This window comes from Williamsia sp. 1138 (assembly GCF_002095435.2).
GTDB lineage: Bacteria > Actinomycetota > Actinomycetes > Mycobacteriales > Mycobacteriaceae > Williamsia.
On the sequence record NZ_MJEJ02000046.1, the window covers coordinates 125,618 to 151,404 of the forward strand.

Annotated in this window: 24 protein-coding genes; 8 read left to right on the plus strand and 16 right to left on the minus strand. The window is 64.5% G+C overall.

What is annotated here, in order from left to right; translation table 11 throughout:
• Positions 1–21: 21 nt before the first annotated feature.
• The 3 genes from BH683_RS16805 to BH683_RS16820 form a co-directional block, all read right to left on the minus strand.
• On the minus strand, positions 22–1,272 hold the full coding sequence (locus tag BH683_RS16805; protein WP_084837419.1) for an ABC transporter substrate-binding protein: 1,251 nt from the start codon (positions 1,270–1,272) through the stop codon (positions 22–24).
• A gap of 282 nt (positions 1,273–1,554) precedes the next feature.
• Complete coding sequence (locus BH683_RS16815) at positions 1,555–3,255, minus strand: class I adenylate-forming enzyme family protein (protein ID WP_084837421.1); 1,701 nt, start codon at positions 3,253–3,255, stop codon at positions 1,555–1,557.
• A gap of 139 nt (positions 3,256–3,394) precedes the next feature.
• Positions 3,395–4,030, minus strand: coding sequence for a TetR/AcrR family transcriptional regulator (locus tag BH683_RS16820; RefSeq protein ID WP_084837506.1), 636 nt, complete (start codon positions 4,028–4,030; stop codon positions 3,395–3,397).
• Between the two features lie 157 nt (positions 4,031–4,187).
• Between BH683_RS16820 and BH683_RS16825 the strand changes: the two genes are divergently transcribed.
• Both BH683_RS16825 and BH683_RS16830 read left to right on the plus strand, forming a co-directional pair.
• The gene (locus tag BH683_RS16825; RefSeq protein ID WP_246833429.1) at positions 4,188–5,906 is read left to right on the plus strand and encodes a class I adenylate-forming enzyme family protein; all 1,719 of its coding nucleotides are present in this window, start codon (positions 4,188–4,190) and stop codon (positions 5,904–5,906) included.
• A 5-nt stretch (positions 5,907–5,911) separates the two neighbouring features.
• The gene (locus tag BH683_RS16830; RefSeq protein ID WP_168187062.1) at positions 5,912–6,817 is read left to right on the plus strand and encodes a spirocyclase AveC family protein; all 906 of its coding nucleotides are present in this window, start codon (positions 5,912–5,914) and stop codon (positions 6,815–6,817) included.
• A gap of 48 nt (positions 6,818–6,865) precedes the next feature.
• Here the strand turns inward: BH683_RS16830 and BH683_RS16835 are convergent, their stop codons facing one another.
• The gene (locus tag BH683_RS16835; RefSeq protein WP_084837423.1) at positions 6,866–7,738 is read right to left on the minus strand and encodes an alpha/beta hydrolase; all 873 of its coding nucleotides are present in this window, start codon (positions 7,736–7,738) and stop codon (positions 6,866–6,868) included.
• Positions 7,739–7,876: 138 nt separating this feature from the next.
• Between BH683_RS16835 and BH683_RS16840 the strand changes: the two genes are divergently transcribed.
• Positions 7,877–8,875: an alcohol dehydrogenase catalytic domain-containing protein gene (locus tag BH683_RS16840; RefSeq protein WP_084837424.1), complete on the plus strand. Its 999-nt coding sequence runs from the start codon at positions 7,877–7,879 to the stop codon at positions 8,873–8,875.
• Entirely contained in the window at positions 8,872–9,642 is a 771-nt protein-coding gene (locus tag BH683_RS16845) for an SDR family oxidoreductase (RefSeq protein WP_246833430.1), read from the plus strand. Before BH683_RS16840 ends, BH683_RS16845 begins: the two co-directional genes overlap by 4 nt.
• 14 nt (positions 9,643–9,656) lie before the next feature.
• On the opposite strand, the gene BH683_RS16850 is transcribed toward BH683_RS16845, so the two are convergent.
• Both BH683_RS16850 and BH683_RS16855 read right to left on the minus strand, forming a co-directional pair.
• A complete protein-coding gene (locus BH683_RS16850) occupies positions 9,657–10,229 on the minus strand; it encodes a TetR/AcrR family transcriptional regulator (RefSeq protein ID WP_084837509.1) in 573 nt (190 codons plus the stop codon).
• 11 nt (positions 10,230–10,240) lie between these two features.
• The gene (locus tag BH683_RS16855) at positions 10,241–11,347 is read right to left on the minus strand and encodes a dihydrodipicolinate reductase (RefSeq protein ID WP_084837425.1); all 1,107 of its coding nucleotides are present in this window, start codon (positions 11,345–11,347) and stop codon (positions 10,241–10,243) included.
• Positions 11,348–11,423: 76 nt separating this feature from the next.
• On the opposite strand from BH683_RS16855, the gene BH683_RS16860 reads away from it, so the two are divergent.
• Positions 11,424–11,879: a nuclear transport factor 2 family protein gene (locus BH683_RS16860; RefSeq protein ID WP_084837426.1), complete on the plus strand. Its 456-nt coding sequence runs from the start codon at positions 11,424–11,426 to the stop codon at positions 11,877–11,879.
• Here the strand turns inward: BH683_RS16860 and BH683_RS16865 are convergent.
• From BH683_RS16865 to BH683_RS16875, 3 genes are read right to left on the minus strand one after another with little or no spacing between them, the layout of a single operon-like run.
• Positions 11,830–12,744 (minus strand): helix-turn-helix domain-containing protein, encoded by a 915-nt coding sequence (locus BH683_RS16865; RefSeq protein WP_168187063.1) that lies wholly within the window; start codon positions 12,742–12,744, stop codon positions 11,830–11,832. The two genes, BH683_RS16860 and BH683_RS16865, sit on opposite strands and share 50 nt — an antisense overlap.
• Positions 12,741–13,709, minus strand: coding sequence for an alpha/beta hydrolase (locus BH683_RS16870; RefSeq protein WP_084837428.1), 969 nt, complete (start codon positions 13,707–13,709; stop codon positions 12,741–12,743). Before BH683_RS16870 ends, BH683_RS16865 begins: the two co-directional genes overlap by 4 nt.
• A complete protein-coding gene (locus BH683_RS16875) occupies positions 13,706–15,052 on the minus strand; it encodes an NAD(P)-binding domain-containing protein (RefSeq protein ID WP_084837429.1) in 1,347 nt (448 codons plus the stop codon). Before BH683_RS16875 ends, BH683_RS16870 begins: the two co-directional genes overlap by 4 nt.
• 144 nt (positions 15,053–15,196) lie before the next feature.
• Between BH683_RS16875 and BH683_RS16880 the strand changes: the two genes are divergently transcribed.
• From BH683_RS16880 to BH683_RS16890, 3 genes are all read left to right on the plus strand, one after another.
• A complete protein-coding gene (locus tag BH683_RS16880; protein ID WP_084837430.1) occupies positions 15,197–15,802 on the plus strand; it encodes a TetR/AcrR family transcriptional regulator in 606 nt (201 codons plus the stop codon).
• 44 nt (positions 15,803–15,846) lie between these two features.
• Positions 15,847–16,701, plus strand: coding sequence for an SDR family oxidoreductase (locus BH683_RS16885; protein WP_084837431.1), 855 nt, complete (start codon positions 15,847–15,849; stop codon positions 16,699–16,701).
• Positions 16,702–16,861: 160 nt separating this feature from the next.
• Positions 16,862–17,680 (plus strand): mycofactocin-coupled SDR family oxidoreductase, encoded by an 819-nt coding sequence (locus BH683_RS16890; protein ID WP_084837432.1) that lies wholly within the window; start codon positions 16,862–16,864, stop codon positions 17,678–17,680.
• A gap of 3 nt (positions 17,681–17,683) precedes the next feature.
• Here the strand turns inward: BH683_RS16890 and BH683_RS16895 are convergent, their stop codons facing one another.
• The 7 genes from BH683_RS16895 to BH683_RS16925 form a co-directional block, all read right to left on the minus strand.
• Positions 17,684–18,739: a phosphotransferase gene (locus tag BH683_RS16895; protein WP_084837433.1), complete on the minus strand. Its 1,056-nt coding sequence runs from the start codon at positions 18,737–18,739 to the stop codon at positions 17,684–17,686.
• Positions 18,736–19,833 (minus strand): TIGR03857 family LLM class F420-dependent oxidoreductase, encoded by a 1,098-nt coding sequence (locus BH683_RS16900; protein WP_084837434.1) that lies wholly within the window; start codon positions 19,831–19,833, stop codon positions 18,736–18,738. Before BH683_RS16900 ends, BH683_RS16895 begins: the two co-directional genes overlap by 4 nt.
• A gap of 94 nt (positions 19,834–19,927) precedes the next feature.
• The gene (locus BH683_RS16905) at positions 19,928–20,788 is read right to left on the minus strand and encodes an LLM class F420-dependent oxidoreductase (RefSeq protein ID WP_084837435.1); all 861 of its coding nucleotides are present in this window, start codon (positions 20,786–20,788) and stop codon (positions 19,928–19,930) included.
• 79 nt (positions 20,789–20,867) lie between these two features.
• Entirely contained in the window at positions 20,868–21,950 is a 1,083-nt protein-coding gene (locus tag BH683_RS16910) for a prenyltransferase (protein ID WP_084837436.1), read from the minus strand.
• Positions 21,951–21,953: 3 nt separating this feature from the next.
• On the minus strand, positions 21,954–22,667 hold the full coding sequence (locus tag BH683_RS16915; RefSeq protein ID WP_084837437.1) for a class I SAM-dependent methyltransferase: 714 nt from the start codon (positions 22,665–22,667) through the stop codon (positions 21,954–21,956).
• Positions 22,654–23,955 carry a glycosyltransferase family 4 protein gene (locus BH683_RS16920; RefSeq protein ID WP_084837438.1) on the minus strand — a complete coding sequence of 434 codons (1,302 nt, stop codon included), beginning with the start codon at positions 23,953–23,955 and terminating at the stop codon, positions 22,654–22,656. Before BH683_RS16920 ends, BH683_RS16915 begins: the two co-directional genes overlap by 14 nt.
• A 107-nt stretch (positions 23,956–24,062) precedes the next feature.
• Positions 24,063–25,781 (minus strand): FAD-dependent oxidoreductase, encoded by a 1,719-nt coding sequence (locus BH683_RS16925; RefSeq protein ID WP_084837439.1) that lies wholly within the window; start codon positions 25,779–25,781, stop codon positions 24,063–24,065.
• Positions 25,782–25,787: the final 6 nt, after the last annotated feature.

Here is a 25,787-nt window from a genome sequence, read left to right on the forward strand (position 1 = left end):
CGAACCGGCAGTCGAACGGATCTAACCGACGGGGGTGAGATTCTGCGGACGGCCCTGGCTGTCCACCTCACCGATCAACAGCGACTTGCTGCAGATCGACTTCAGTTGCGGGATCGCGGTTCCGTCGCAGGTGAAGGTCAATCCGGTACCGAGTGGCAACGGGGTGTTCTTCGCGGTCCGCAAGGCTTCTGTGACCGCTGCCGGAGTCACGTCGCCGGTCAGGTTTTGGATGACGCGGTACAGGCCCATGACGCCCTGGTAGCCGGTGTATCCGTACCCGCGGATATCTGTCTCCGGCGCATACTGTTCCATCACCGAGCGGTACTCCACCGAGTCAGGCTCATCCGAATACAGGTCGACGGTGGTGAAGTCCATGATGCCTTCGATGACCGAACCGCCAACTGCTTCGACGACTTCCGGGGCGACACAGGTCGGGACGACAAATCGTTCTTTTCCGGGAGCCACGGTCTGGATGGTCTTGAGCACCGTGATGCACATGTTCGCGTCGCCGACGATGGCCACCGCGTCCGGGTTGTCAGACAGACCCGCGGTCACCTGTGGCGTCGGATCCGGCACCCCCGAAGGGATCGGGACTACCTTCAACTCCAGGCCCGCCGCGGAGAAGATCGGGGTGCCGATGGCCGAGATCGCGGCAGGGGTCCCGCCACCGTCGCCGGACAGGAGTGCGATCTTCTTGATGCCGTTCTTCGCCGAATATTCTGCCATTCCGGACAACACACCCGGCAGGCCCGCCGTGTACATGTACGAATCCGGCGAGGTCAGCTCGATCGGGGTGACGCCGACAGGACCGGTGTACGGGATCCCCGCGCCCGAGAGGATCGGCAACATCGCCGCGCCCTGCGCTCCGCCGGGAACGACGACGGCCGACACCTTCTCCTCGACCATCTGGTTGGCACAGCTCGTCGCGGACGCCGGCTCTTCCTGTTGCTTGCACACGACGAGATCGATGGGCCGACCGCCGATTCCGCCCAGGTTCGCGTTGATGTACTTGGTGGCGGCCTCGGCGTTCTCCCGATTGGCCGGGAAGGATGCGAAGGAGCCACCCTCGCTGTTGATGAACCCGATCTTGATCGGGGCACCGGTCGCCTCGTTCACCGGCAGCGCGGTCGTCGCCAACGAGGACTCCGAACTGTCGCTGCTGCTGTCCGAGCCGTCACTGCACGCAGTGACTCCCAGCGACGCGACCAGCAGCGAGATGCCGACCCCGACAAGTGCCTTATGCCTTCGACAACTCACGTTGCGTGCCTTCATATGTGGTGTCCTTTTCAGTCCGTGGTGAGGCGAACGAGATGTGCAACGCCGATACACCTCCGCGGTGGGACTGTTCGGCCGGCGAATCCGGCACGCGAGGGTGAAGGACGAAGCGACGGTGATACAGATCACTTCTGTTGTGGAACGTAAGGGACATTACGCATGGACCGCAGTATCGTCAACCGAATCGACGAGTGTCTATTTTCGAAAGCGTTTCTCGCACAGCACAAAAGATCACGTCGGCCGATTGCTCGACCACACGTGACCGTCCGGGTCAGAACCTCAGCCCGAATAGGCTTCGCGTACCTTCCGCTTGAGGATCTTTCCGGTGGCGTTGCGAGGAAGCGGCCCGAGGTCGAAGACCACGTCGGTGGGTATCTTGTACTCTGCCAGCGTCTCCCGGACGATGTCCTGGACCTGCGCAACGGCCATCTCCCGGCCGTCGTGAGTGTTCACGACGGCGACCACCGTCTCACCGAGGCGCTCGTGAGGGACACCGAATACCGCAACCTCGGCGAAGAGACCCGAAGCCATGAGCGCGTATTCGACCTCGGCGCAATAGATGTTCTCGCCGGCCGAGATGACGATGTCCTTCTTGCGGTCGACCACGAACACGAGTCCGTTGTCGTCGAGATAACCGAGATCGCCGGTGCGATACCAGCTCCCGTCTAAAACCGCCGCCGTCTCTTCCGGACGATCGAGATATCCGGCCATGATCAGAGGTCCGCGGGCCTGGAGTTCACCGATCGCGCCGGGTGGCGCGACGGAGCCCGCCGGGTCGACGACCCGGACATCCATCACCGGACTCACCGGTCCGGACGAATCCGGGTGCGCGGCCAGCAGATCCCCGCCCGCCGTACAGATGCTGCCGGTGGCCTCGGTCATCCCCCACCCGACACTACGGCCGGCGGACGGTAGCACCGCACCGATTCTCGCCACCAGATCGGGTGGGGTCGCCTGGCCCGCCGGGGAGATGTTCACCAGACTGGCCACCGCCTCGGGCGGAGGGTTCACCGACAGCAGGTCCGTGATGACCATCGGCGGGCCGGCGAGCATCGCCAGTTTGTGCCGGGAGATCATCTCGATCGCCGCCGTAGGATCCCATCTCCGCAGGATCACCACGAAACCACCGGATGTCATCGTCGTGAGCAACGAGACGAGTCCCGACGTGTGGAACAGCGGAAAGATCAGCAGCGCCGACAGTTTCGGCATCAGATCGCGCAAGGCGTCGGCTTCCATACCGTACTTGCGAGCATTCACCGCGATGTTCATCTCTTTGATCAGACGCAGGTTCATGATCATCGTGCAGACGTTGCGCTGGGTGAGGACCACACCCTTGCTTCGGCCCGACGTACCGGAGGTGAACAGGATCAGGCACGGGGAGTCCGCGGTCACGGCCGCCGGTTCGGGGCTTGCCGATCCGGTCGCGATGAGGTCTGCATAGTCCCGCGCCGGACCGGCGGGCAACTCACCGCCGACCACGATCAGTTCGGCGAGCACATCGCTCTCCCGGACGAGCGCGGCCCGCGCACCGTCTGCGATCACCACGACACAGGAGGCGTCGGCCACTGCGGCACCGATCTGCCCGGGGCTCTCGCGACTGTTGAACAACACCGCCACTGCGCCACGTCGCGCGATGGCCATCAGCGAAACAACAAAGGCGAGCTGGTTTCTCATGATCACCCCGACCCGCTGCCCGGCCTCGATCCGGTATTCCGTGTCCAGCGCTCCGGCCAACCGGTCCGCCAGCTCGGCGACGTCACCATAGGTGTACTCGACATCCTCTTCGACGACGAGGACGCTGTCGGCGTAGGCATCGGTCAGACCACGCAGGACGTCGTCGAGACTGCCCGGGGTCTCGCGGTAGACCCTCATGGACTCACCCGCAACGTCGAGCGTCGTCAGAGCGAACGGACCCTGTGGACCGGTCAGCTCCGACTCGAGCTCGCGATACACGGACACCGATTCGAGAGCTGCGGTCATGTGAAAACTCCTCTATGACTTCTCCGCTGTGACAATTCCGCAGGTGGCAAGCCCCTGGGACGACCACGCGAACTCCAACGAGAACACGTTCTAGTCGAAGATAGACCACCGGCGGTGTCCGATTCAGCAGAATCCGTCATCAATCCTCCGTGGCCAGATAGACGACGATCGCTTCGACCAAACCGCGCCGCCCCTCGGACTCATCGGCATAGGTGCTCATCTCGAATTCCGCGCGCAATCCGCGCAGCGCTCCTGGCAGAAAGATCCGAACGCGGCGCAGCCGTTCGGAGTTCACGGGCAGTCCGGTGAACGCACCTTCGTAGGAAGCGGTCCACACCCGGTCCCAGTCAGCGATCGCTCGTGCGGTCTGCGGGTATGCCGACTCGAGTTCGGATCGATCTCCCGGCAGCAGGGTCCGGAGGTTGTTGACCGCCCGGGCCCGGGGTGTCCCCAGCAGATTCCAGAACCGGTCGACGATCGCGGCAACGCGATCCGCCGTCGTCTCCGAATAGATACCGGGCGAGGAGTCGGACGGGGGAAGTAGTTCCCACTCATCCAAGATGAGCTCCAGCACCGCCGCCCACAGTCCGTCCACGTCACCGAACTGATGCTGGACCGTCCCCCACGTGACGCCGGCCTCTCTGGCGATCTGATTCGCACTGGCCGGGTCGGCAGCGTCGTGGGCAGCCAGGCACGCGATCGCCACCTCGAGCACGTGTCGACGAGTTTCCAGCCCGCGCCGGTTGAGCCGGGTTCCCTTGGCGCTGATGACCATCGGTGCACAGTAGCGAGTCCCGAGCCGTTCCGTGGCGATTGACACATAAAGGCCTCTATGACTAAATGAGGACAACAAACTGTGACCTAGGTCTCATTGTTTGCACAGTGCAAATCTCGCTCGGTTCCCCGCGGACCGCGCATCAAGGAGCAGGCGTGTGAGTCAGGGAACCGTGGACACCCAGTCCGTCGTCGAGACGTACCGAGAGATCGAACGCTCGCTGACCTCGCCGGGCGCACCGTTCGAGATGACCTCGACGATCGTGCGCGGCGAGCCGATCCGCACCTATCGCAATGCTGAATCGAACCTGTACGACGTCTTCGCGGCGCTCGGCCGCGCCGACGGCGACAACCTGCTGGTCACCGACGGCGACACCGCCCACACTTATGGCGAGGTGTTCGCCGCCGCCGACCGGTTTGCCACTGCACTCGTCCGCGACTACCGGATAGCCACCGGTGATCACGTCGGCATCGTGATGAGCAATCAGTATGCCTATCTCGTAACACTTTTCGCGATCCTGCGCGCCGGTGGCGTCGCAGTGCTCTACAACGCACGCAGCTCGGTCGCCGAACTGACCGCCGCGATGAGCGACGTCCCCTCTGCGGTGACGGTTGTCGATGCGCGACGTATCGAGCTCGTTCGGACAGCTGACCCGAAGACCGGGCTGATCACGGCACAGACGGGCGTCGCAGGGGTCGCTGCCCTCTCCGAGATCATCGACCATGCCCATCCCGACCTGCCCGACCCGCCCGCCGCACCGGACTCGACAGCACTCATCTTGTTCACCTCAGGCACCTCAGGTGCCGCCAAAGGCGTTGAGCTCACGCATCGCAACATGTGCAACGTGGTCCTGAACATGCGGTTCGTCGCCGACACCAACATCGCCTTCGCGGCACACACCTACGGTCTCTCGGTCGACGAAGTGCGCGGCTTCATGCCACAGATCAGCGCACTGCTCATCTTCCCGCTGTTCCACGTGTCGGGGCTGGCCGCACTGTCGTCCGCAATGGGTTCGGGTGGTCTCATCGTCACCATGGACCGCTGGGATCCGGACCGGGCCGCGGACCTGATCAAGCGGCACGGGATCACCCTGATGTCTGGTCCGCCCATGGTCGTGAGCGATCTGATGGCAATCGAGGGTGCAGAGGACAAACTCGGAACCCTGGTCAACGTAGTACCTGGCGGGCAGGCGACGCCCCCCAACATCACCGCCCAGATATCCTCCCGCCTACCGCATTCACGCCGCAGCTCCGGATGGGGCATGACCGAGGTGGGCGGGAGTGTGTGCACCGCAGGCGGCGACATCCTCGGCGCGTTTCCGGAGACCGCCGGACCGATGAGTCCGACCATGGATGTGCGCGTGATCGATGCCGACGGACATGACGTGCCCGCAGGCAGCGCCGGCGAACTGTATCTGCGCGGCGGTCTGATCATGAAGGGTTATTTCGGGCGTCCCGACGACACCGAGGCCGCATTCGACGGGTCGTGGCTGCGCACCGGAGACATCGGATACGTGGACGAGCACGGGTTGGTCTATCTGGTGGACCGCAAGAAGGACCTGGTCATCACCAGGGGTGAGAACATCTCGTGTGTGGAGGTCGAATCCGTTCTCGCAGCGTCCGATCGATTCACCGAGGTGGCCGTGTTCGGAGTTCCGGATCCACGGCTGGGCGAACGTCTGATCGCGGCAGTGTGTCCGCGGGCGGACGACGCCGACATCACCGGCGACGAGGTGAAGGCGATCGTCGGGGCAACGTTGAACTCATTGAAGGTTCCCGACGAAGTGCTCATCACACCGGGGCCACTTCCGCGCAACGCCACCGGCAAGTTGCTCAAACGGGTGCTGCGGCAGTCATATCTGGATCAGCAGTCCTGATCGCGGTGGATCGTGAGCGCCGCCAGAGGAATACGGCACTGGCGCTGGCAGTCGTCGGTGCCGGCTTCCTGATCGTCCAGGCGTACGCCTACATCGCATGGCTGCTCTCGGACCGGATCGCACAACCGCGCGGATCAGACCCGATCTCGGACGAGGTCCTCGCCAATGTCCGGCGAGCCGAGGTCATCCTTGTGACCCTCGCGCTCGGATGGCTGATCTTCCTCGTCGTCGACTGCCGGCGTCGACGCACCCTGACCTGGCCGGTCCTGCTGACGTTCGCATGGTCGGCGGTCTATTGGCAGGACCCGCTCGTCAACGCGGTCGATCACAACTTCACGTACAACGCATACTTCCGGGACAACGGGGACTGGGTCACGCATCTGCCGTTCATTCCCGTCTCCGGACCCACGTTGCCACAGCCATTGTTCGAGGCTCTCGTCTTCTTCGCCCTACTCCCGATCTTCGGGCTCCTGAGCTATTCGATCCTGTGTGGACTGCGCCGTCTCGGCATCTCCTCACCCACCCTGTTGATCATCACGGTGTGGCTCGTATTCATCGTCATCGATGGAGCATTCGAGATGGCCGGCATCTCGCAAGGCCTGCTGGTGTGGAATCGGGTCAGCGACACCCTCGCATTCCACAGCGGGACCATCGACCAGTGGCCGGTGTACGAGGGTGTGATGCTCGGTTTGGTCTGGGCACTGCCCGGAATGCTGATGTTCTTCCGGGGTGACAACAGATTCTCGCGCCTCGATCCCGGTATCGACACGTTACGCGGAAGCGTGCCCACCGTGGTCCGGCTCCTGGCACTGGCCGGATTGTTGAACCTGGTGTTCCTGGCCTACAACATCGGCCTCATGCTGCTGTCCGGTTCGACGATCGCTCCGACACCGAGCTGGCTGTCTCCCTGAACCCGACGGTCGTCGTGATCGGCACCCATCTCCGGCGAACCCTTCCGATCAACGTGGCGGCAATGGTGCGCCGCTCGGATACGCCTCGATCTGCACGGTGATCGCGTCAGCGACCACGCTCGGGAACTCTTCTGGCACCCAATGACTTCCGTCGGGGATCTCGATGTAGCGATAGGGCCCGCTGACGTGTTGCCCACACCGCTCGACGCCGGCTCGCCTGATCGCGATGTCACCAGAACTCCAGATGAAGGTGGTCGGGACCGTGACGTCGGCGATCTCCTGATCGGCCGGATCCATCGCGCGGTACCAGTTGAGTGCGGCGGTCATCGCCCCGGGCGCGGTGAGGACCCGCAGGTGTTCAGCCACGGCGTCTGCGGGTACGACGTCGCCGAATCCCAGTCTCAGAGCGACACAGTCGTCGGCGAGCAGCGCCTGCTCCGGTTCATCCGGCTTCGCGAAGAACTCCATGTACCCCGACCGTTCACGTTGATCGGGGTCGTTCTCCCTGGCCCAGGCGAATGCCGCCGGATGCGGCACCGACACCGCGGTCAGCGTCGTGACCCGCTCTGGATGCGCCGCCGCGACCGCCCAGGCGACGATGGCGCCCCAGTCATGTCCGGCAAGGTGCACTCGCTCCAGGCCGAACTCGTCGCAGAGACCGACGATGTCGCCGACCAGTTCCTGTAGACGGTAATCGGCGATATCCGTTGGTCGTGCACCCGGCGAATATCCCCGCTGGTCCGGTGCGTATGAGGCGATTCCTGCGGTGGCCAGCAAGTCCGCAACCGTGGACCACGACGCGGATGTCTCCGGGAAGCCGTGGAGCAGGATCACCGGATCGCCTTCTCCACCCGGCCGGGATCGGACATCGAACCCCAACCCTCCAACCGTGACCGTCGAATTGCTCTCGTCGCGTGGCATAGACCAAGTGTATCGAGGCGCATCACCTGCGCAAGATGTTCGCACAGTGCAAATGCGGGTCGAAAAGCATTGCTACACAACCAATCATCGGATACCGCCATTGACATCGAGAATGCGCATGTGAACTAATCGATCATCATGAGGGCAGCAGTGATCGAAGGCGGGAAATTCACCGTTCGAGAGGTTCCCGATCCGCAGCCGGGACCTGACGAATTGATCTTGCGCGTCCACGGCTGCGGGGTGTGCGGTTCCGATCTCAAGACCTATCCACTGTTGCCCGACGGGACGATCATGGGTCACGAGTTCGCCGGAGAAGTTGTCGCGGCCGGACCCGACGTTGCCGGGCGGTGGCCGATCGGCACCCCCGCAGCGGCTCTGCCGGTGATCGGCTGCCGGCGATGCCGCCGTTGCGCGGAAGGCGATCCGGCGCGCTGCGTCACCCCGCAACCTCTCGGCTTGGGTGTCCGTTCCGGCGGATTCGCCGAGTACGTCGCCGTCGCCGCATCTGAGACCGTGGCGCTCGAACCGTCGATCGACCTGCGAACCGGTGCCCTCGTCGAGCCACTCGCGGTCGGTCTGCACGCTTTGAATCGCGGGCACGCCCGCAGCGGCGACAGAGTGCTGGTCATAGGAGCCGGCCCCGTGGGCCTGTCCATCGTGGTCTGGGCTCGACATCGAGGTATCGCCGACATCACTGTGGCCGACCCGGTACCAGGACGTCGAGACAGTGCCACCGCCATGGGTGCCAGCCGTGTCATCGATCCGACGACCACTCCCCTGGGAACCGATTTCGACGTCGTGATCGAGTGCGTCGGCAAGAGCGGCATGGTTGCCGCGTGCGTTGACGCGGTCGCCGCCGGCGGTCACGTCGTCGTCGCGGGAGTGTGCATGACCGAGGACACCTTCATGCCTGTCGGCGCGGTGGTCAAAGACATCACCATGAGTTTCGTCAGCTACTACTCCCGTGACGAATTCGCCACCGCCGCTGTCGCTTTGGGGAGCGGTGAGTTGCGACTCGACGGCTATGTCAGCGCCTTTGCCGCGCTCGACGACCTCCAGGAGGTCGCAGAGGATCTCAGCCATCCCACTGATCAGCAGAAAATCATCATCACGCCCCTACCGAGGAGTACCCCGTGAGCTCATCTCCAGTATCGATCATCATCGGCGGCGCGTCCGGAATTGGGCTGGCCACTGCGCAAGAACTGAGCGGCACCGGCGATCTGGTGGTCATCGCCGACGTGAACGCCGCAGCCGCTGCCGAACGTGCCGGCGAGATCGGCGGTCAGAGCGTGTCAGCAGCCGTCGACGTCACGAGCGAAGAATCCGTGAGCGCACTGTTCGACCACGTCTCCGAGAAGTACGGGAAGCCGCGGTCCGTGGTCAACTGTGCCGGTCTGACCATTCCTGGCGCCATCGCCGATCTGAGTCTCGCGGACTGGAACACGACGATCGCGGTCTGCCAGACCGGCACGTTCCTCGCCCTCAAGTACGCCTCCCGGCACATCCTCGACGGTGGTTCGATCGTCACGATCGCTTCACTCAACGGCCGCCAGCCGGCGAAGGGTATGGCGGCGTACTGCGCTGCCAAGGCTGCGGTGCTCATGCTGACCGAGGTCGCGGCCCTCGAACTCGGTGATCGGGGTGTCCGGGTCAATGCCATTTCGCCAGGACTGGTCGATACCCCATTGGTGGCCGGGCTGTCATTGGTCCCCGGCATGCTCGAGGACTACCACGAGAACACCCCGCTCGGACGCAGCGGAAAACCCGAGGAGATCGCGGCGATGGTCGCATTCCTGCTGTCGGACAAGGCCGCGTGGATCACGGGCGCCGCATTCGACGTCAACGGGGGCGCCCACACCCGCCGATACCCCGATCTACTCAAACACCTCGCCGCGATGAGCTGAACAAACACACCCGTTCAGGCCAGAATGCGGCGTACGGCCGACTCCATCTGATCCGCCACCTCGTCGTAGGAGAAGTGCCCTGTACCCGCTCGCACCATGGCTCCCGTATAGATCAGCTCGATCAGTTCGATGGTCTGGGAGTCACCGGCCGTGCCGACCGCTGCAGCGATCGATTTGTGGATCACCCGGCTCACCTGCGTTCGCAGCTCCACCACATCTGCGTCGTCGCTGAGTAGCGATTTCGTCACCGCCCCGGCGAACTCGGGCTCGTCCGCGACGAGTACGGCGAGCTGACGCAGTACCGCGACCACGCGGTCGGCAACCTCTGGCGCATCGTTGTCGGGCGGCGAGATACTCGCCAATCGTCGCCAGTAGACCTCCGCGACGAGGTGTTCTTTCGAGGAGAAGTAGATGTACGCCGTGGCCCGGGCCATGCCTGCATGTGCGGCGACCATGGGGACTGTCATCTCCGAATAACCCACCTGGCGCAGGACTTCGACCGTGGCGTCGCCGAGCCGGAGGACCGTGTCCGCGCGCTTACCGGTCAGACGCCGGCGGGTCGCTTCAACTGCAGTCGGTTCAGACACGTGTCCAGACACTACGGGAGTGGATTGGGCCTTGCAATCGGGTCAGACGTGGTGTTGCCAAAGCCATAGTGGCTGCGGACAAGCGGTAGGTCGGCCATCGTCGCAGGACCAGGCGGGGCCTCGCACACCGCATCGATGGCGTTGACGGTCTGCATGGCCGTGGCGACGCTGGCAGCGTGGACATGGTCGGCGATCGGCGCGTCACGCGTGAAGCTGGCGAGGGAGAAGAAGTGGGTCTGCATCGACGGCTCGCCTTCGATCGTCAGGGTCCATCCATGCTTGGGCCTCGGCCAGTGCGGAGGGTCTTCACCTCCAACAGTCCACAGCGCCTCGATCTCGATGAGTTCGTCGTCGCCTCGACGCCCCACCCATCGCCAGCGTTGGCCGGCGGTGGTCCCGGCTCGCAACAGATGATCGAAGATCTGGTGATCTGCAACCGCAGCAACGGCTTCGACATCCGCGGTGACCGTATCGATGCCGGCGTTCAGAGCGTCGGCAAGAAACCACACCTGTTCTACGAACAGAGAACTGTTGAAGGCGAGGAAATCGCTACCCGTCGGGCTGATCGTCTCAGGAGGCTCGCCAAACGCCATGTTGTCGAACGTGATTCCCGTGCTCTCGTACACCGACCAGTCAGCGCGCTCCTGCAGGGTGATCTTGTCGATGCGTTTGCTCATCCCGGACAGCGCCAGCGGCAGGACGCCGGACAGATTGCCCGGGTTCAGCCCACTCCCGTGCACGCTCGTTCCACCGGTCTCGCACGCTGCGATGACGCGTTCGCGATCGGCGGTATCGAGACGGTTCGGATGGAACATGAACGCCGTCGTGCACACGTTCTTGCCCGACGCGAGGATCTGGCAGACCTCCGTGACCGACGCGGTACGCGGGGTGTAGATGACGAGGTCTGCCTCCGTGGCAAGGATCTCCGCCGAGTCACCGGTCGCCGCCACGCCCTGGTGGGGTCGGCCGACGAGAGCACCGACATCGACGCCGACCTTCTCGTCGGAATACACTCTGGCACGCACGATCTGAAGATCCTCGCGGGTGTCGATGATGGCCTGCAGCGCCTCCGCCCCAACCGCTCCGGTGCCCCATACGATGACGCGCCGTCTGTTCACGGCTCAACGGTACACACGAAACAGACACCTATCCAGACTATGATCCAGGTGCACCCGCGAAAGGCCGATCACACTCATGGACATTCAAGAGATCAGCGACAAACTCGAGATCGCCGACCTACTGAGCACCTACGCCCGCGCCGTCGACACCAGAGACTGGACGTTGTGGCGGTCGGTGTTCACCGATGACGCACATGTCGACTACTCATCGGCGCCGTACGGCCGGGCGGGCAGTCGCGACGAGATCGCCGACTGGCTCAGCGCCAACTTCGAGTTCATCACCATGAGTCAGCACTTCGTCACCAACATCGAGAGCCGGATTGATGGTGACACCGCGAAGGTGCGGGCCATGTTCTACAACCCGATACAGCTGCCCGGCACCGATGGCCTCAGCTTCTGCGGTGGCTGTTACCACCACGACCTTGTTCGGACGGACACCGGTTGGCGCAGTCGCAAACTCGTCGAAGAGAATGTCTGGTTCTTCAACAACCCGCTGGGCGGTACGGCGTCTGCCCACCCAACCGGGACGTGACCTCGTCGGCGACAGAGCTGACCAGCTGCCCCAGTTCGACGAGATGTGATCCACAGATCGGTTCAGACGCATCGAGGACACACAGTGCGCCAACAGGATTGCCTCCCGCGCCGAAGATCGGGGCGTTGACCGACAGCGGCCGGTAGCGAGCGTGATCGTCGATCGCCCCGACAAGGATGTCGGCACCGAGTCTGCTCTGCTGCCCGTCGGCGAACCGGGAGGTACGCCGAGAACCGTAGGAGTTCGCACCCGTCACGGCAACCGCCCTGTCGTCGAAACCCGACTCGGCCGCCGGGTACTGCTCAACCGCATAATGCCTGTGACGTATCGCGACCAAGATGTCGCGGTACCGCGAATAGTGATCGGCCAACGCCGGATTGCGCTCCAGCCACGCATCGACCACGGTCGCGGACGACCACGCGACCAGCACGGCGCCCAGTGGTGGACTGAATCCGACACGGTCACCGGAACGCAACTGGAGACCGCCTGCGTCGTCAGCGGTCGCCGACTGCACCCTTGCGACAACGAGATCGTCGCCTGAGGGCACCACCACACAGCATCGCTTACCGGTGGCCTCTGCCAGTGAGGACAGGGCTTCTGCGGTGGGCGCCAACTCGGCGATACCCGCCTCCGCCGCGCTCCCGATCCGGGCCAGGGCCGGGCCGAGTTGATAGGTCTTCGCGCTCGGGTGTTTGACCACCCATCCCACCCTGGTCAACTCGGTGAGCATCGGATAGAGGGTCGTCTTGTCGATGTCGAGTGCGGCGGCGAGGTCGGTCAGACTCTCACTGCGTCCTGGCGGCGACGAAAGCCTCTCGATCACATCGACGAGTCGCTCCGTCTGTGGCGACCGCCTGGCGCTCACGAGTCCGACGAGTCGACGACACCGGGCTGCGACGGCGTGAGGTGTCGGATCAAGAAGTGGATCTGGTGCGCCACAGCACGTTCGAACCAGATTTGTCCGTGGTAGACACCGAAGTGATCGCACGGATAGTGGCGCACCTCGGCACGCGCCTTGACCGCTGCATTCGCTGCCGATTGTGGTGGGGCACTCCGGTCGAAGTCCGCGATCTGCATGAGCACCGGAGCGGTGATGTCGGCGGCGCGGCGATCTGCCCGGTACGAGCCGATCTCAGAACCGATGGCTGCGTCGATGGTGTTCTCCCACGTCGGCCCGGCGATCCCCAGATAGTCCTCCCGGTAGCCGGGAAGGGTCAGTGCGCCCATCTCACCCGGCCCCGCGACGATCGGCATCATCAACGGTGTGCGTCCGACCCGGGTCCGGAGTCGGCTGCGGACTCCAAGGCCCGTGGAGCGGGCGATGGAAGCCACCGGAACATTCGCGAACGCCAAGCGGCCTGCGGCCATGCCGTTGACCAACGGGGTCATCGAGACGATCGCAGCCACGTCATCACGACCGGCACCGACCGCCAAGACGTGTCCACCCGACAGGGACACGCCCCACAGGACGATCCGGTCGGCGTCAACCCCGTCGAGCGCCGCCGCGGCCATCACCGCCGCCCGGTAGTCCTCGAGTTGACCGTCGATGGAGACCGACTGTCGGACCTCACCACCAGAGGCGCCGAAGCCCCGGTAGTCGAAGGCGAAGACATCCAGACCGACTGCGGCAAGGCGCTCCGCGTACGGTGCCAGGCCAGAATCCTTCGTGCCGCCGAGTCCGTGGGCCATCACGACGATCGGTCGTCCGGCTGCCCCCGCCAGAGCGTCGTTCTGCGCGCGAAAATACCAAGCGTCACAGACAGTTCCACCGCTCGTGAACTGCACCGCCTCGAAGGCTTCTGCGCGGGGAACATTCACCTGCGCCGTCATGCCGACACCGCCCAGGCCGGTGCACCGAGTTCGGCGGCGCGGTCCATGCCCGCCTGCAACTCCTTGGTCCGCAGGTCGTGCTCGTAGATGAAGTAGTCGACCTGCTGGGTGTGCCTGGGCCGATCCAGCATGTGGCCGGTGTACTTCTGCTGGTCAGAGATGATCACCTGCTCCATCACCTCCTCCGACGGCAGCCGATACCGACCCGCGGCATAGGCGCCGAGGAGTCGGGATTGGCATTCGACGAACGGGAACAGCGTGGGCGTCGACTGCGCGAACCCGATGAACACCAGATCGTCGATACCCGGCTTGAACATCCGCTTGTAGAGCGGAATGTGGTTGTCGGGTGCACTGATGAAGTCTTCGTCGAAGAACGGGAACGTGATGTTGTAGCCCGTCGCGTAGATGATCACGTCGAAGTCGCCGCTCGTGCCGTCGTCGAAATGAACTCGACGGCCGTCGAGTCGCGCGACGTTGGGTTTGGGGGTCACATCGCCGGACCCCAGTCGCAACGGGAGTTCCACGGACTGGGTCGGGTGTGCCTCGAAGAACTTGTGATTCGGAGTGGGCAGACCGAAGTTCTCCGGCCGTCCGGCCGAGAGCGGCTGCCCCCACTGTGCGATCTTGCGCTGCCACGACAGGGGTACGTACGGACTTGTCTTGTAGTACTTGTCCGCCGGTCGTCCCGCGATGTACTTCGGGACGATCCACGCCCCTGACCTGGTCGAGAGGGTCACCTCGTTGCCGGTCGACTTCGAGGAGAGTTCGACCGCGATGTCTGCGGCACTGTTGCCGATCCCGACGATCAGGATTCGTCTGTCGGACAACGACAACGGATCTTTCGGATCGATGTACTCGTGGGCATGGATGGACTCCCCGGTGAACGTCCCCGGAAAGGCCGGCGTACGCGGATCCCAATGATGTCCGTTGCCGACGACGAGGAGGTCGACATGACGCTGTTCGCCTCTTTGCGTCTGCAACTCCCAGCCGCCTGATGCCAGCCGACGAGCATGCGTCACGCCGTTCTCGAACTCGATGTTCTTCTTGAGATCGAAGGCATCCGCGTAGTCCTCGAGATACGACTTGATCTGGGTGTGATGGGGGAAGTCCGGGTAGCTCTCGGGCATCGGGTAGTCCTTGAAGGACAACCGGTGCTTCGACGTGTCGATGTGCAGCGACCGGTACGCGCTGCTGTAACCGTTGGGGTTGCCGAACGCCCAATTGCCCCCGATCCGGTCTGACAACTCGAAGCACGTGTACGGAATGTCGTAGTCGCCGAGCATCTTTCCTGCGGTCAACCCGCTGATGCCGGCGCCGATGACGGCTGTGGTCGGTCCGGGCATTGCAGCTCCTCGTGCCAGAGTAGACAGAAAATAGAACTTGTTCACTCGCAGAGTACACAGATCGGCAGATCTGTCTACAAGTTTTGCTATGTTTGATCCACTCCACCGCGGTCTGCGGCGGCCGACAACAGGTGAGGACGACCAGTGACCGACACCGCCGACACGACGTCCGTGCAGGATCGACTGCTCGATGCCGCAGAGCAATGCCTCGGCGCCAAGGGAATCCGGGCCACCACCGTACTCGAGGTGGCCGAAGCCGCGGGAGTGTCGCGCGCATGGCTGTACCGGCACTTCCCGGACAAGGCGACCTTGCTCGGCGCGGCGATCGTCCGGCTGAACGAGGCTTTCTGGGCCGGATCGCATGCCGCTCTCGCCGAGATCGGCACGCTCGACGCCCAGCTCGCCGCCGGCGTGGCCATCGGTCGCACCGCCTACGACGAGCCCGGCGCGCTCCTGATGAAACTCCGGACCACCGAACCGGACGAGTTCGCTGCCTGCGCCGGGGCAGGCGTCCAAGGCCTGGTACCAGACCTCGCGGCATTCTGGCATCCGTACGTGGTCGAGGCACGGGCGCGTGACGAGGTCCATCCGGACGTCGACACCGTCGAGGCGTCGGAATGGGTGGCTCGCGTGCTCATCAGCCTGGCCACGGTTCCCGGGAACACCCTGGACCCAGATGACCAAACCGCAGTACTCCGCCACGTCAGACGCTACGTTCTACCCGGGCTGCAATCCGCACCCGGACAATAGTTTTCGAACTTCCCCCACTTTCGGCGGTCGGCGAGAGGTGAGTAATGACCGGATCAGTCCTGGTGGTCATCGGTGTCGGCGGGATGGGAGAGGCGATCGCGCGCCGACTCGGCTCCGGAAGGCCGACGCTCATCGCCGATCACAATGCCGAGCGCGTCGAGAGCCTGCGAGAGCAGCTGCGACACAGCGGCTACGACATCCACGCCCAACGAGTTGATGTCGTCTGCCGGGACTCACTGAGCGCCCTGGCGGCAACGGCGGCCGAGCTCGGTGACATCACATCCGTCGTGCACACCGCAGGCGTCTCCCCCGCTCAGGCCCCGGCACATCAGATCGTCGAGGTGGACCTGGTGGGCACCGCCCTCTCGCTCGAGGTGTTCGGTTCCGTGATCGCCCCTGGCGGCGCCGGGGTGTACATCGCGAGCGTTGCAGGACACATCCTCGGCGCGGCGGTCGACGACGCCTCCGCCGCGTTACTCGGCGGAGGCACCCTCGACGAGATGGCCGGTGCGGCAATCTTCGACATGCCGGATGTTCCGGACGACCTCGCCAGGGCGCTGACCTACGGGTATTGCAAACGCGGAAATCAGCTCCGGGTACAGGCCGCGGCACCGTTGTGGGGCGACCGAGGCGCACGGGTCAACAGCGTGAGCCCGGGCGTCGTGGCCACCGCGATGGGCTGGGAGGAGTTCAACGCCGACTTCGCCCACCAGGCCTACGAGTCGATGATCACCGACTCTGCCGCCGGGCGGTTCGGCACCGCAGAGGACGTCGCCGCTGCCACCGAGTTCCTGCTGGACAACAGCAAGTCGAGTTTCATCACCGGCACAGATCTGCTGGTGGATGGCGGAGTGGTCGCCGGTCTTCGTTCCGGCCGAGTCGGTATGACGGGTTCTTGACCACCTTCTCATCCGACAATGGACACACGCCGCGCTGTACCCTAGTCTTCATACAAGAGTCCAGACAGCTGTCCATCTCGAGAATCGCTGTCTGACAAGTTCATCGACAGAGAACGCAGGCCGCTCGGTTCTGCGCTCGAACGAACTGGGGAGAATCGCCATGGGCAAGCTCGACGGAAAAGTCGCATTCATCACCGGCGCCGCGCGAGGTCAAGGCCGTAGCCATGCGATCCGGCTCGCTCAAGAGGGCGCAGACATCATCGCGATCGATCTGTGTGCCGACATCGCCACCGTGCCGTATCCACTGGGAACACCCGAGGAACTCGCCGAGACCGTGAAGCAGGTCGAGGCCTTGGACCGTCGAATCATCGCCACCCAGGCCGATGTACGCGATCTGGCCGCCCTGCGAGCGGCTGTCAGTGAAGGCGAAGCGCAGCTCGGCAAAGTGAACATCATTCTCGCGAATGCCGGCATATCGGTGTTCGGCGAGGATGGCTCCGACATCGAGACGCCGTGGCACGACGTCATCGGCGTCAACCTCACCGGCGTGTACAACACCGTCATGGCCGCGGTCCCGAGCCTCATCTCCGCGAAGGCCGGATCCATCGTGCTCACCAGTTCTTCGCAGGGCCTCAAAGGTACCGGCGGCGTCGGGGCACCGGGTAACACCGGCTACGTGGCCGCCAAACACGCCCTGGTCGGCCTTATGCGGAGCTGGGCGAATTGGCTGGGACCCCACAACATTCGGGTCAACACCATTCATCCGACCGGAGTCAACACCCCGATGATCCGCAACAAGCTGATGGAAGAGATCTTCGAGGCATTCCCGGAAGCCCAGGAAGCCACCCGCAATCTGATCCCCGTGCCGTGGGTCGAGCCAGAAGACATCTCGAACGCGGTCGCCTTCCTCGTCAGCGACGAGGGGCGTTACATCACCGGGGTGGCACTACCCGTGGACGCCGGATTCGCAGCGCGCTGACCGTCACGCGGCCGATGAGTCGCCCGCCAGCGCAATCGTGTCCAGATCTCTGATCGCGGCGCAGGAGCGGGCAACCATGGCCGCGAACATCTTGTCACCACGTTCGGTGCGCGTGCCGTACGCGCAACCGAACACCGACACGAGTGGACCCTGGATCATCGCGAAACAGTAGTCTTCCCAGCAGTTCTCGAAGGTGTAATCCTCGGCACCATGGGACTGCAGGGCGCGGTGATAGTCCGCGACGAGGTCCCGTTCGTTCTCGCGACGCTCGGCGGGCGAGAGACTCGTGCCAATGAAGTACGCCAGGTCGCGAGCCGGCAGCGCCAGGCTCAACGTCTGCCAGTCGATCGCGGTCACGCCTGCGCCGCCGTTCGGCGGGAAGAGCAGGTTGTCGAGGCGATAGTCGCCGTGGACGAGACCGAACCGCTCTGAGCGTGCGAGCGCCCAGTTCTCCGCCACGTCAACACATCTCCACAGAGTCGCCCGGTCCTCGCCGGCGATCAGATCCCCGAGACCGTCGATGAAGATCTCCGTGGCGGGACCGTACATCTCGGCGAGGAGTTTGGCGTCCTCGGGCCCGTTCACCGCCAAGCCGTCGATCTCGAGCAGCGAGGGGTCGCACCACCGCGGGCCGTGGAGACCGGCCAGGTTCTCCACCGCGTCCCGGGCCTGCGCTACCGTACAACCGGCGAGCTGATCGCCCTGTTCCGCCGGGCTCATGTCCTGCAGGAGGAGGGTGAAATCCGCTCCGGTATCAGAGATGTCGGCGTAGTAGCACTCCGGGACCCTGATCGCAACGGTGGCCGCGATCTCGCTGTAGAACCTGACCTCCGACCGATACACACCGGAGAGCATCTCGCGCGTAGCCGGATCCACGGCGGGCAGCTTCGCCAGCATACGCACCGGATCTTTGACACCCGTGAGGTCCAGCCGGAAGCAGGTCCCGATCTGACCGGTGCCGATCTGCGCGGTCGTCACGGTCTCCACGTCTTTGCCCAACGTATCGGAGAGCCATTCGGCGGTGACCTGGTCGATGGACGTGACGATGGGTGCGGTCATGATGCGACCCTTCCTGGATTGGCAGGTAGGTGATCGAAGCGACCCGTCGGCCGCACACGGCGCCAGGCCTCGAGGACCGGCGCGAGTTCTGTCGGGGTGGCGCCATGCAGGATCACTCCGTCGGCACCGCAGTCGAATTGGTCGGCAACACGTTTGGCGCACTGCGCCGCCGACCCGGTCGCCGACGCGGCGAGCCAGTGGTCCGGCAACAGCTCGGCCACCCGGGTGAGATCGTCGACCGTACCGATCGCGTCGAAGGCGCCGGGAAAGTTCTTGACGAACTCGTCGTTTCGGAACCGCTCGAGATCCGCGGGGTCCCAGCCGTTCACCTGCACCAGCACGTGTCCGTACCCCTGCAGGTACGTGGCCATCCGGCCCACGAGCTTTCGCAGTCTCAGCTCTTCGGATATCGAGTCCTCGACGGTGGCGAGTACGGACCAGATGCGTACGCCCGCCGGGTCGCGTCCTGACTCTTCCGCGGCCCGGCGAATCGTCTGCACCGACCTCGACAGTGTCTCATCGCTGAAGAACGTGTGTAGCACAACACCATCGGCGATGCGGCCGGCGAGTTTCAGGGTCTTCTCACCGATCGCGACCATCATGATCGGGATGTCTTCGTCGAACGACGGGTCTTGCATCAGGAACGGATACTCACCTGCCGGGCCATCGTGCCCGACGACGCTGCCGCCGGACCAGAGAGTGCGGTAGATACCGACGGCATCCTCGATCTGCGCCGAGGTGATCCGGGGCAGACCCATCACGTCGAAGAGCATGTCGAATCCGCGGCCGAGGCCGAGCGCGTATCGCCCGCCGGTCAGGCGATGCAGCGTGGTGCCCATCGTCGCGGTGACCAAAGGGTGTCGGGTGTTGTGATTGGTTGCTGCCGAGGCGATCCCGAGTCGCTCGGTCACCGCTCCGACGGCCCCCGCCAGAACACCCGCATCCTTGGTGTTGAACCGCTCGGACAAGAACAGAGACCCGATGCCCAACCGCTCCGCCAGCTCGGCCTCGCCCACCAGGTCGCGAGGGCTGTTCGAATGGCCCGCCAGTCCGTAACAACCGAGTTCAGGCAATGCCGAGTGGTCCTCTGTCATGTCGCATCCTTCATCACACGTTGACCCCCAACAGTTTCGGCCCGCTCGACGGCGTTGTCGGCAAGGTCGGCGGACGTATTGGCACGGTCGGCGGTCAGACCGTCGCCGGACTCAGCCCCAGCTTGCCCGCGAGTTTCGTCAGGTACGCGCTCGCCCGCTCCTCGCTGTCGTCGGGGACGCCGTACAGCACGGTGGTGACTCCCAGTTCGCGCCACTGGTCCAGCTTTTCCTGCACGGGCTTGAAGTCGAGGACCACGATCTGGGGCTCACCCTCGCGCCCCGCATCGGCCCAGATCTGCTTGAGCAGCACCACCGATTGCTCGATGTCCTGCTCACCCGGCGTGGTGATCCAGCCCGACGCACTGCGGGCGATCCACTTGAAGTTCTTCTCGTTGCCTGCGGCGCCGACCAGGACCGGCGGACCCGGTTGCTGCACGGTTTTGGGCCATACCCAACTCGGACCGAAGTTCACGAACTCGCCTGCGTACTCGGCTTCTTCCTGTGACCACAGCGCGGTCATCGCCTCGATGTACTCGCGAAGCATCGTGCGACGGCGCTTCGGGGGCACGTGATGATCCGACAGTTCATCGAGGTTCCAGCCGAAGCCGACACCGAGTGTGACGCGTCCTCCCGAGAGGTGATCGAGTGTGGCGATGACCTTCGCGAGGGTGATCGGATCCGACTGCACCGGCAACGCGACCGCGGTCCCCAGCCTGATCCTGGACGTCACCGCAGCTGCGCCGCTGAGCGACACCCAGGGGTCGAGCGTGCGCATGTAGCGATCGTCGGGCAATGACGAGTCGCCGGTCTGCGGGTGCGCCGCGTCCCGCTTCGTCGGGATGTGGCTGTGCTCGGGCACGAAGTAGGCGTCGAATCCGGCCTGCTCGACCAACGGGGCCAGGATCGCCGGCGCCAGTCCGCGATCACTCGTGAATTGGACGATTCCGTAGTCCATCGTGTCTCCTGCTCTTCGAACCGGCCCGATACGGACCGGTGACTGGACACCAGTCTAGGTCGAAGAACAGTAACACGTTCTAGATTGCGCGGATTTCCCTGCCGGTGAACAGTTCCGCCTGCGGATCGGCGTCCCGGAAGATGCCGTTGCCCGGGGTCGTCCGGCTCAGCGCGTCGACCGCGAGGACGACGGCCGCCGATGTCCAGCAACTCTTCTCGACGGGCCAGCGCTTCCCGTCGGCGAAGACGAGCCCGGTCCAGTACGAGCCGTCCGGATCCCGCAGATGCTGCATGTCACCGAGCAACTCGAGAGCATCCGCGGTGTCGCCGAGTGCATCGAGAGCCAGTACCAACTCGCACGTCTCGGCTCCGGTGACCCACGGCCGGTGATCGACGCAGCGGATGCCGAGGTCGGTGACCACGAAATCGTCCCACCGCTGGGCGATGAGCTCTTGCCCCGCCCGGCCCCGGATCGCGCCGCCCAGCACGGGGTAATACCAGTCCATCGAGTACTCGGACTTCGGCTCGAACAGGTGCGGGCGGCTACGGAGAGCGTCGCCGAGCAGACCCAATGACAGCCGCCACTGCTCGCAGGGCTGATCGAGCTCCGCCGCGATCGCAACCGCGCATCCGAGCGCCTGATGGATACTCGAATTGCCCGTCACCAGCGCGGAGTGATAGATCCCCGGGAACGACCCCGACGCCTGGTCCGGCATCGGATAGGTGGCGCCCCAGTAGATCTGCCCTCCCGGCGCCTGCATGGCGACCACCAGGTCGATGGCCGAACAGACCGTCGGCCACATCTTCTCCAGAAACCGCACATCTGACGTGATCAGGTAGTGGTGCCACACCCCGACCGCGATGTAGGCGCAGAAGTTGCTGTCGGTGTTCGGATCGACGATGTCGCCGACCACCATGCGGATCGGCCATGACCCGTCCTCCCGCTGCTCGCGCCGCGACCACTCGTAGGCGGCCTCGGCCTCGGCGATCAGCCCGGTGGCGCTCAGCGCCATCGCGGACTCGATGTGATCCCACGGGTCGGTCTGTCCGCCGGGGAACCAGGGCATGGCACCGGAGGGTTCCTGCATCGCCGCGATCGCGCGGCCGGTGGCCAGCGTCTCGTCTGCTGTGATCAGATCATCGAGCTCGGGGATCGCCGCCATTGCCTATGCCGGCTTGCGCAGGTAGAGGATGACGCTCTTGCCGATGACCGGGTTGAGCACCTGCTCACCGACCCTGGTCAGCTTGGGCGCGCTCATCATGTCCCACACCAGCAGCTTGTGGTACGCCTTGACCAGCGGATTGTCGTTCTTCTCCACGCCCACAGCGCATTTGAGCCACCAGTACGGCGCGTGCAGGGCATGGGCATGGTCGGTACCGGTCACCTCGAGTCCCGCGCCGCGGAGCTTGTCGGCCAACTCAGACGCCTTGTAGATGCGGACATGGCCGCCTTCGTTGGCGTGATATTCGTCCGAGAACGTCCAACACACCTTTTCCGGCCAGTACCGCGGGACGGTGACCGCGGCGACGCCGCCCGGGGCCAGAATGCGCGCCATCTCGGCGATGGCATCGGTGTCATCGGGGATGTGCTCGAGGATCTCCGACATCAGCACCACGTCGAACTCACCGTCGCCGTAGGGCAAACGCAGCGCGTCGCCCACCTCGGCACGCGCTTTCGCCGATGCCGGCACCTGCCCCTCGGCGATCATGGCGTCGAACATCTCGGCGACGTCGGCCATGTCGCTCTCGGACATGTCGAAGGCGATCACGTCGGCACCACGACGGAACATCTCGAACGAGTGCCTGCCCTGGCCTGCGCCGATGTCGATGACCTTGCTTCCTGCACTTACACCGAGCCGGTCAAAATCAACGGTTAGCAACGCTGCCTCCTGGGGCGATATCTTCTGACTGTCCGAACGTGGTCGTACCGGCGAACTCATCGATCGCCTCTTGGTAGTTCTGTGCGGTCTTGGCCGCGACGGCTGCCCAGCTGTATCGAGCCTCGACCCGCTCGCGGCCGCCGGCCCCGAGTCGGCCCCGCAACTCCGCGTCGTCCAGCAGACGTCCGAGTGCCGTGGCGAGCGCACCCGAGTCCATCGGGGGTACCAGGAGCGCCGCCTCTTCCGCTTCGCCCACCACCTCTGGGATCGCCCCGGCCCTGGTCGCGACCAGAGGCGTACCGCAACTCATCGCCTCGACCGCGGGCAACGAGAACCCTTCGTAGAGCGACGGCACACACGCGACCTCGGCCGAGGCCAGCAGATCCGCGAGTTCGTCGTCGTCGAGACCCGAGACGACCCGAACCGAATCCCGGATCGAGAGCTCGTCGATCCGGGTGTCCGACGGGCCGCCGGCCACCAACTTCGACACCAGCACGAGCTCGACCTGGCGCTCGGCGCGCAGCTTGGCCACCGCCTCGAGAAGGTACGAGACGCCCTTGAGCGGCGCATCAGCGCTGGCGACACAGACGATCCGGCCCGGGACCCGCTCGGCCGATGGCCGGAACTGATCGGTGTTGACGCCCAGCGGGATGGTGGTCAGGCGGCCCTCGGGAATCCCGAAGGCTTTTCTGATGTCCACTTCGCTGCTCTTGGAGACGGTGAGCAGACGCGGGATCTTCCGGGCGACCTTTCCCTGCATGCGCAGGAAGCTGTGCCAGCGCCGGGCGGTGATCTTGTGCAGGCCTTTCGCGGCCTTCACCGCGAGTTCGCGGTCCCGGGTGATCGGATGGTGGATCGTTGCGACCACCGGCAGGCCGCCGCGTTCGATCTGCAGCAACCCGTAACCGAGGCACTGGTTGTCGTGCACCACGTCGAAGTCCGCGGTGCGCTTCTTGAGAAGCTTCGCCGCGCGGAGGCTGAAGGTCAGTGGCTCCGGAAAGCCGGCCGTCCACATCGTCAGCACCTCGAGCGCGTCGATCCAGCTCTTGATCTCCCACGGCCATGGCGTCCGGAAGGGGTTCTCGTCGTTGTAGAGATCCAGGCTCGGAACCTTGGTGAGGGTGACACCGGCTGCGACGGCCGACTCGTCGAGATCGGGATACGGCTGCCCGGAGAACACCTCGACCTGATGACCGAGGAGGGCCAATTCGCGCGACAGGTGACGAACATAAACGCCCTGTCCACCGCAATGAGGCTTACTTCGGTACGACAGCAGAGCTATGCGCATTGTGACCTTTCGTACGGGCCTTGGGTGGCCGTAACCTTATCCGCCCAGCGATGTCCTCGCTGTCCGGCCGAACTCCGTCGCGCCTGCCCGCCGTCGCGGGTCGGCGGTCAGGCCCGCGCAGCGGCTTCCATCGCCTCGATACTGACCAATTTGACCCGCCGGCGGCCCGCCTCTTTGCCCGCAGTGCGTTCGGCGAGATCGATCTTCTTCCAACCATCACTCGCGATCCGCCCGGCGCCACGTTCGGCGATCAGGTCGGGTACCTGCTCGCGTGATTTCGCTGGTTCGGGGAGTTTGCCTTCGGTGAAGTCGGCGATCACGGCCATCGCGGTTTCCTGACCACACAACCGGTTCATACCGATACCGCCGGTCGCACCGCGCTTGATCCAGCCCGTCACGTAGACACCTTCGACCCGGTCGCCGTCTCTCGCATCGAGCACCCGGCCACCGTCATTGGGCACCACACCCTGCCCACCGTCGAACGGCAGGCCGTCCAGCGGCAGACCGGTGTAACCGATCGCCCGCATAACCAGACCGGCCGGCAGGTCGAACTCCTCACCCGTCGGCCTGATGGCCACCCGGCCCGACGTCGGGCGTGGGGTGTCGCCGGGATTGTCCGCAGCCTCGTCAGGGGCATCGACGAACTCGTTCCGCACGCACCTGATGGTCTCGATTCCGTCGTCGGACCCCTTGATCGACAACGGCGACACCAGGTACCGGAACACCACCCGCTTGTTGCCCTCGGTGGGTGTGCGCTCGGAGAACTCCGTCGCAATACGCACCTTGGTCGCGATGGTGGAGTCGAGCGTTCCGGAGTCCTGTGCCTTCTGGTTGGCGGCGTCGAGGACCAACTCGTCGGGATCGACGATCACATCGACCCCGTCCATGTCGCCCATCGCCAGGAACTCGGAGTTCGTGTACGCGGCCTGCGCGATACCCCGGCGCCCGAGCAGCACAACCTCTTTGATGTTGCTCGAGCGCAACTTCTCCAGGGCGTGGTCGGCGATATCGGTCTTGCCCAGGTGATCGGGGTCGTCGAGCAGGATCCGCGCCACATCCAGGGCGACGTTGCCGTTGCCGACGACCACCGCCCGCTCAGCGCTCAGGTCGAAGTCGCGGTCCGCGAAATCCGGGTGGCCGTTGTACCAGGCCACGAAGTCGGTGGCCGCGATGCTGCCGGGCAGATCTTCACCCTCGATCCCCAGGTGCTTGTCGGTCGAGGCGCCGTGGGCGTAGATGACCGCACCGTAGTGACCGAGCAACTCGTCGTGACTGATGTGCTTGCCGATCTCGACGTTCAGGAAATATTCGAACGTTCGCTTGGCGGCGGTCGCTGCGAACGTCTTCTCCACCCCCTTGGTCGACGGGTGGTCTGGCGCGACGCCGGCCCGCACGAGCCCGTACGGCGTCGGCAGCCGGTCGAACATGTCCACCCGGATCGCAGAGTGCTTCACCAGTTCCTCGGCGGCGTAGAACGCAGCGGGACCGGCGCCCACGATCGCCACGTGCAGTTCCTTGCCCGCGGGCAGCGGCGGCTTCTTGCGCGGCGGCACCAACCCACCGGAGACATCGTGGTCGGTGTAGTAGTCGGCGTTGATCTGCAGGTAGCGCTCCTGCCCCTCGTCGAGTGAATCGTCGGGGAAGATGGCCTCCACCGGGCACTCGTCGATGCAGGCACCACAATCGATGCAGGTGTCTGGATCGATGTACAACATTTCAGCACTGATGAACTCGGGCTCATCCGGCGTCGGATGAATACAGTTCACCGGGCAGACACTGATGCAACTGGCATCGTTGCAGCAAGGCTGCGTGATCACGTGCGCCATACGGCC

Coding starts and splice junctions, on each gene's coding strand:
- BH683_RS16920 (WP_084837438.1), bottom strand. CDS start 23,955: ATGCGCATAGCTCTGCTGTCGTACCGAAGTAAGCCTCATTGCGGTGGA.
- BH683_RS16840 (WP_084837424.1), top strand. CDS start 7,877: ATGAGGGCAGCAGTGATCGAAGGCGGGAAATTCACCGTTCGAGAGGTT.
- BH683_RS16820 (WP_084837506.1), bottom strand. CDS start 4,030: ATGGTCATCAGCGCCAAGGGAACCCGGCTCAACCGGCGCGGGCTGGAA.
- BH683_RS16885 (WP_084837431.1), top strand. CDS start 15,847: ATGACCGGATCAGTCCTGGTGGTCATCGGTGTCGGCGGGATGGGAGAG.
- BH683_RS16900 (WP_084837434.1), bottom strand. CDS start 19,833: ATGACAGAGGACCACTCGGCATTGCCTGAACTCGGTTGTTACGGACTG.
- BH683_RS16870 (WP_084837428.1), bottom strand. CDS start 13,709: ATGACGGCGCAGGTGAATGTTCCCCGCGCAGAAGCCTTCGAGGCGGTG.
- BH683_RS16860 (WP_084837426.1), top strand. CDS start 11,424: ATGGACATTCAAGAGATCAGCGACAAACTCGAGATCGCCGACCTACTG.
- BH683_RS16910 (WP_084837436.1), bottom strand. CDS start 21,950: ATGGCGGCGATCCCCGAGCTCGATGATCTGATCACAGCAGACGAGACG.
- BH683_RS16890 (WP_084837432.1), top strand. CDS start 16,862: ATGGGCAAGCTCGACGGAAAAGTCGCATTCATCACCGGCGCCGCGCGA.
- BH683_RS16925 (WP_084837439.1), bottom strand. CDS start 25,781: ATGGCGCACGTGATCACGCAGCCTTGCTGCAACGATGCCAGTTGCATC.
- BH683_RS16875 (WP_084837429.1), bottom strand. CDS start 15,052: ATGCCCGGACCGACCACAGCCGTCATCGGCGCCGGCATCAGCGGGTTG.
- BH683_RS16905 (WP_084837435.1), bottom strand. CDS start 20,788: ATGGACTACGGAATCGTCCAATTCACGAGTGATCGCGGACTGGCGCCG.
- BH683_RS16805 (WP_084837419.1), bottom strand. CDS start 1,272: ATGAAGGCACGCAACGTGAGTTGTCGAAGGCATAAGGCACTTGTCGGG.
- BH683_RS16895 (WP_084837433.1), bottom strand. CDS start 18,739: ATGACCGCACCCATCGTCACGTCCATCGACCAGGTCACCGCCGAATGG.
- BH683_RS16835 (WP_084837423.1), bottom strand. CDS start 7,738: ATGCCACGCGACGAGAGCAATTCGACGGTCACGGTTGGAGGGTTGGGG.
- BH683_RS16815 (WP_084837421.1), bottom strand. CDS start 3,255: ATGACCGCAGCTCTCGAATCGGTGTCCGTGTATCGCGAGCTCGAGTCG.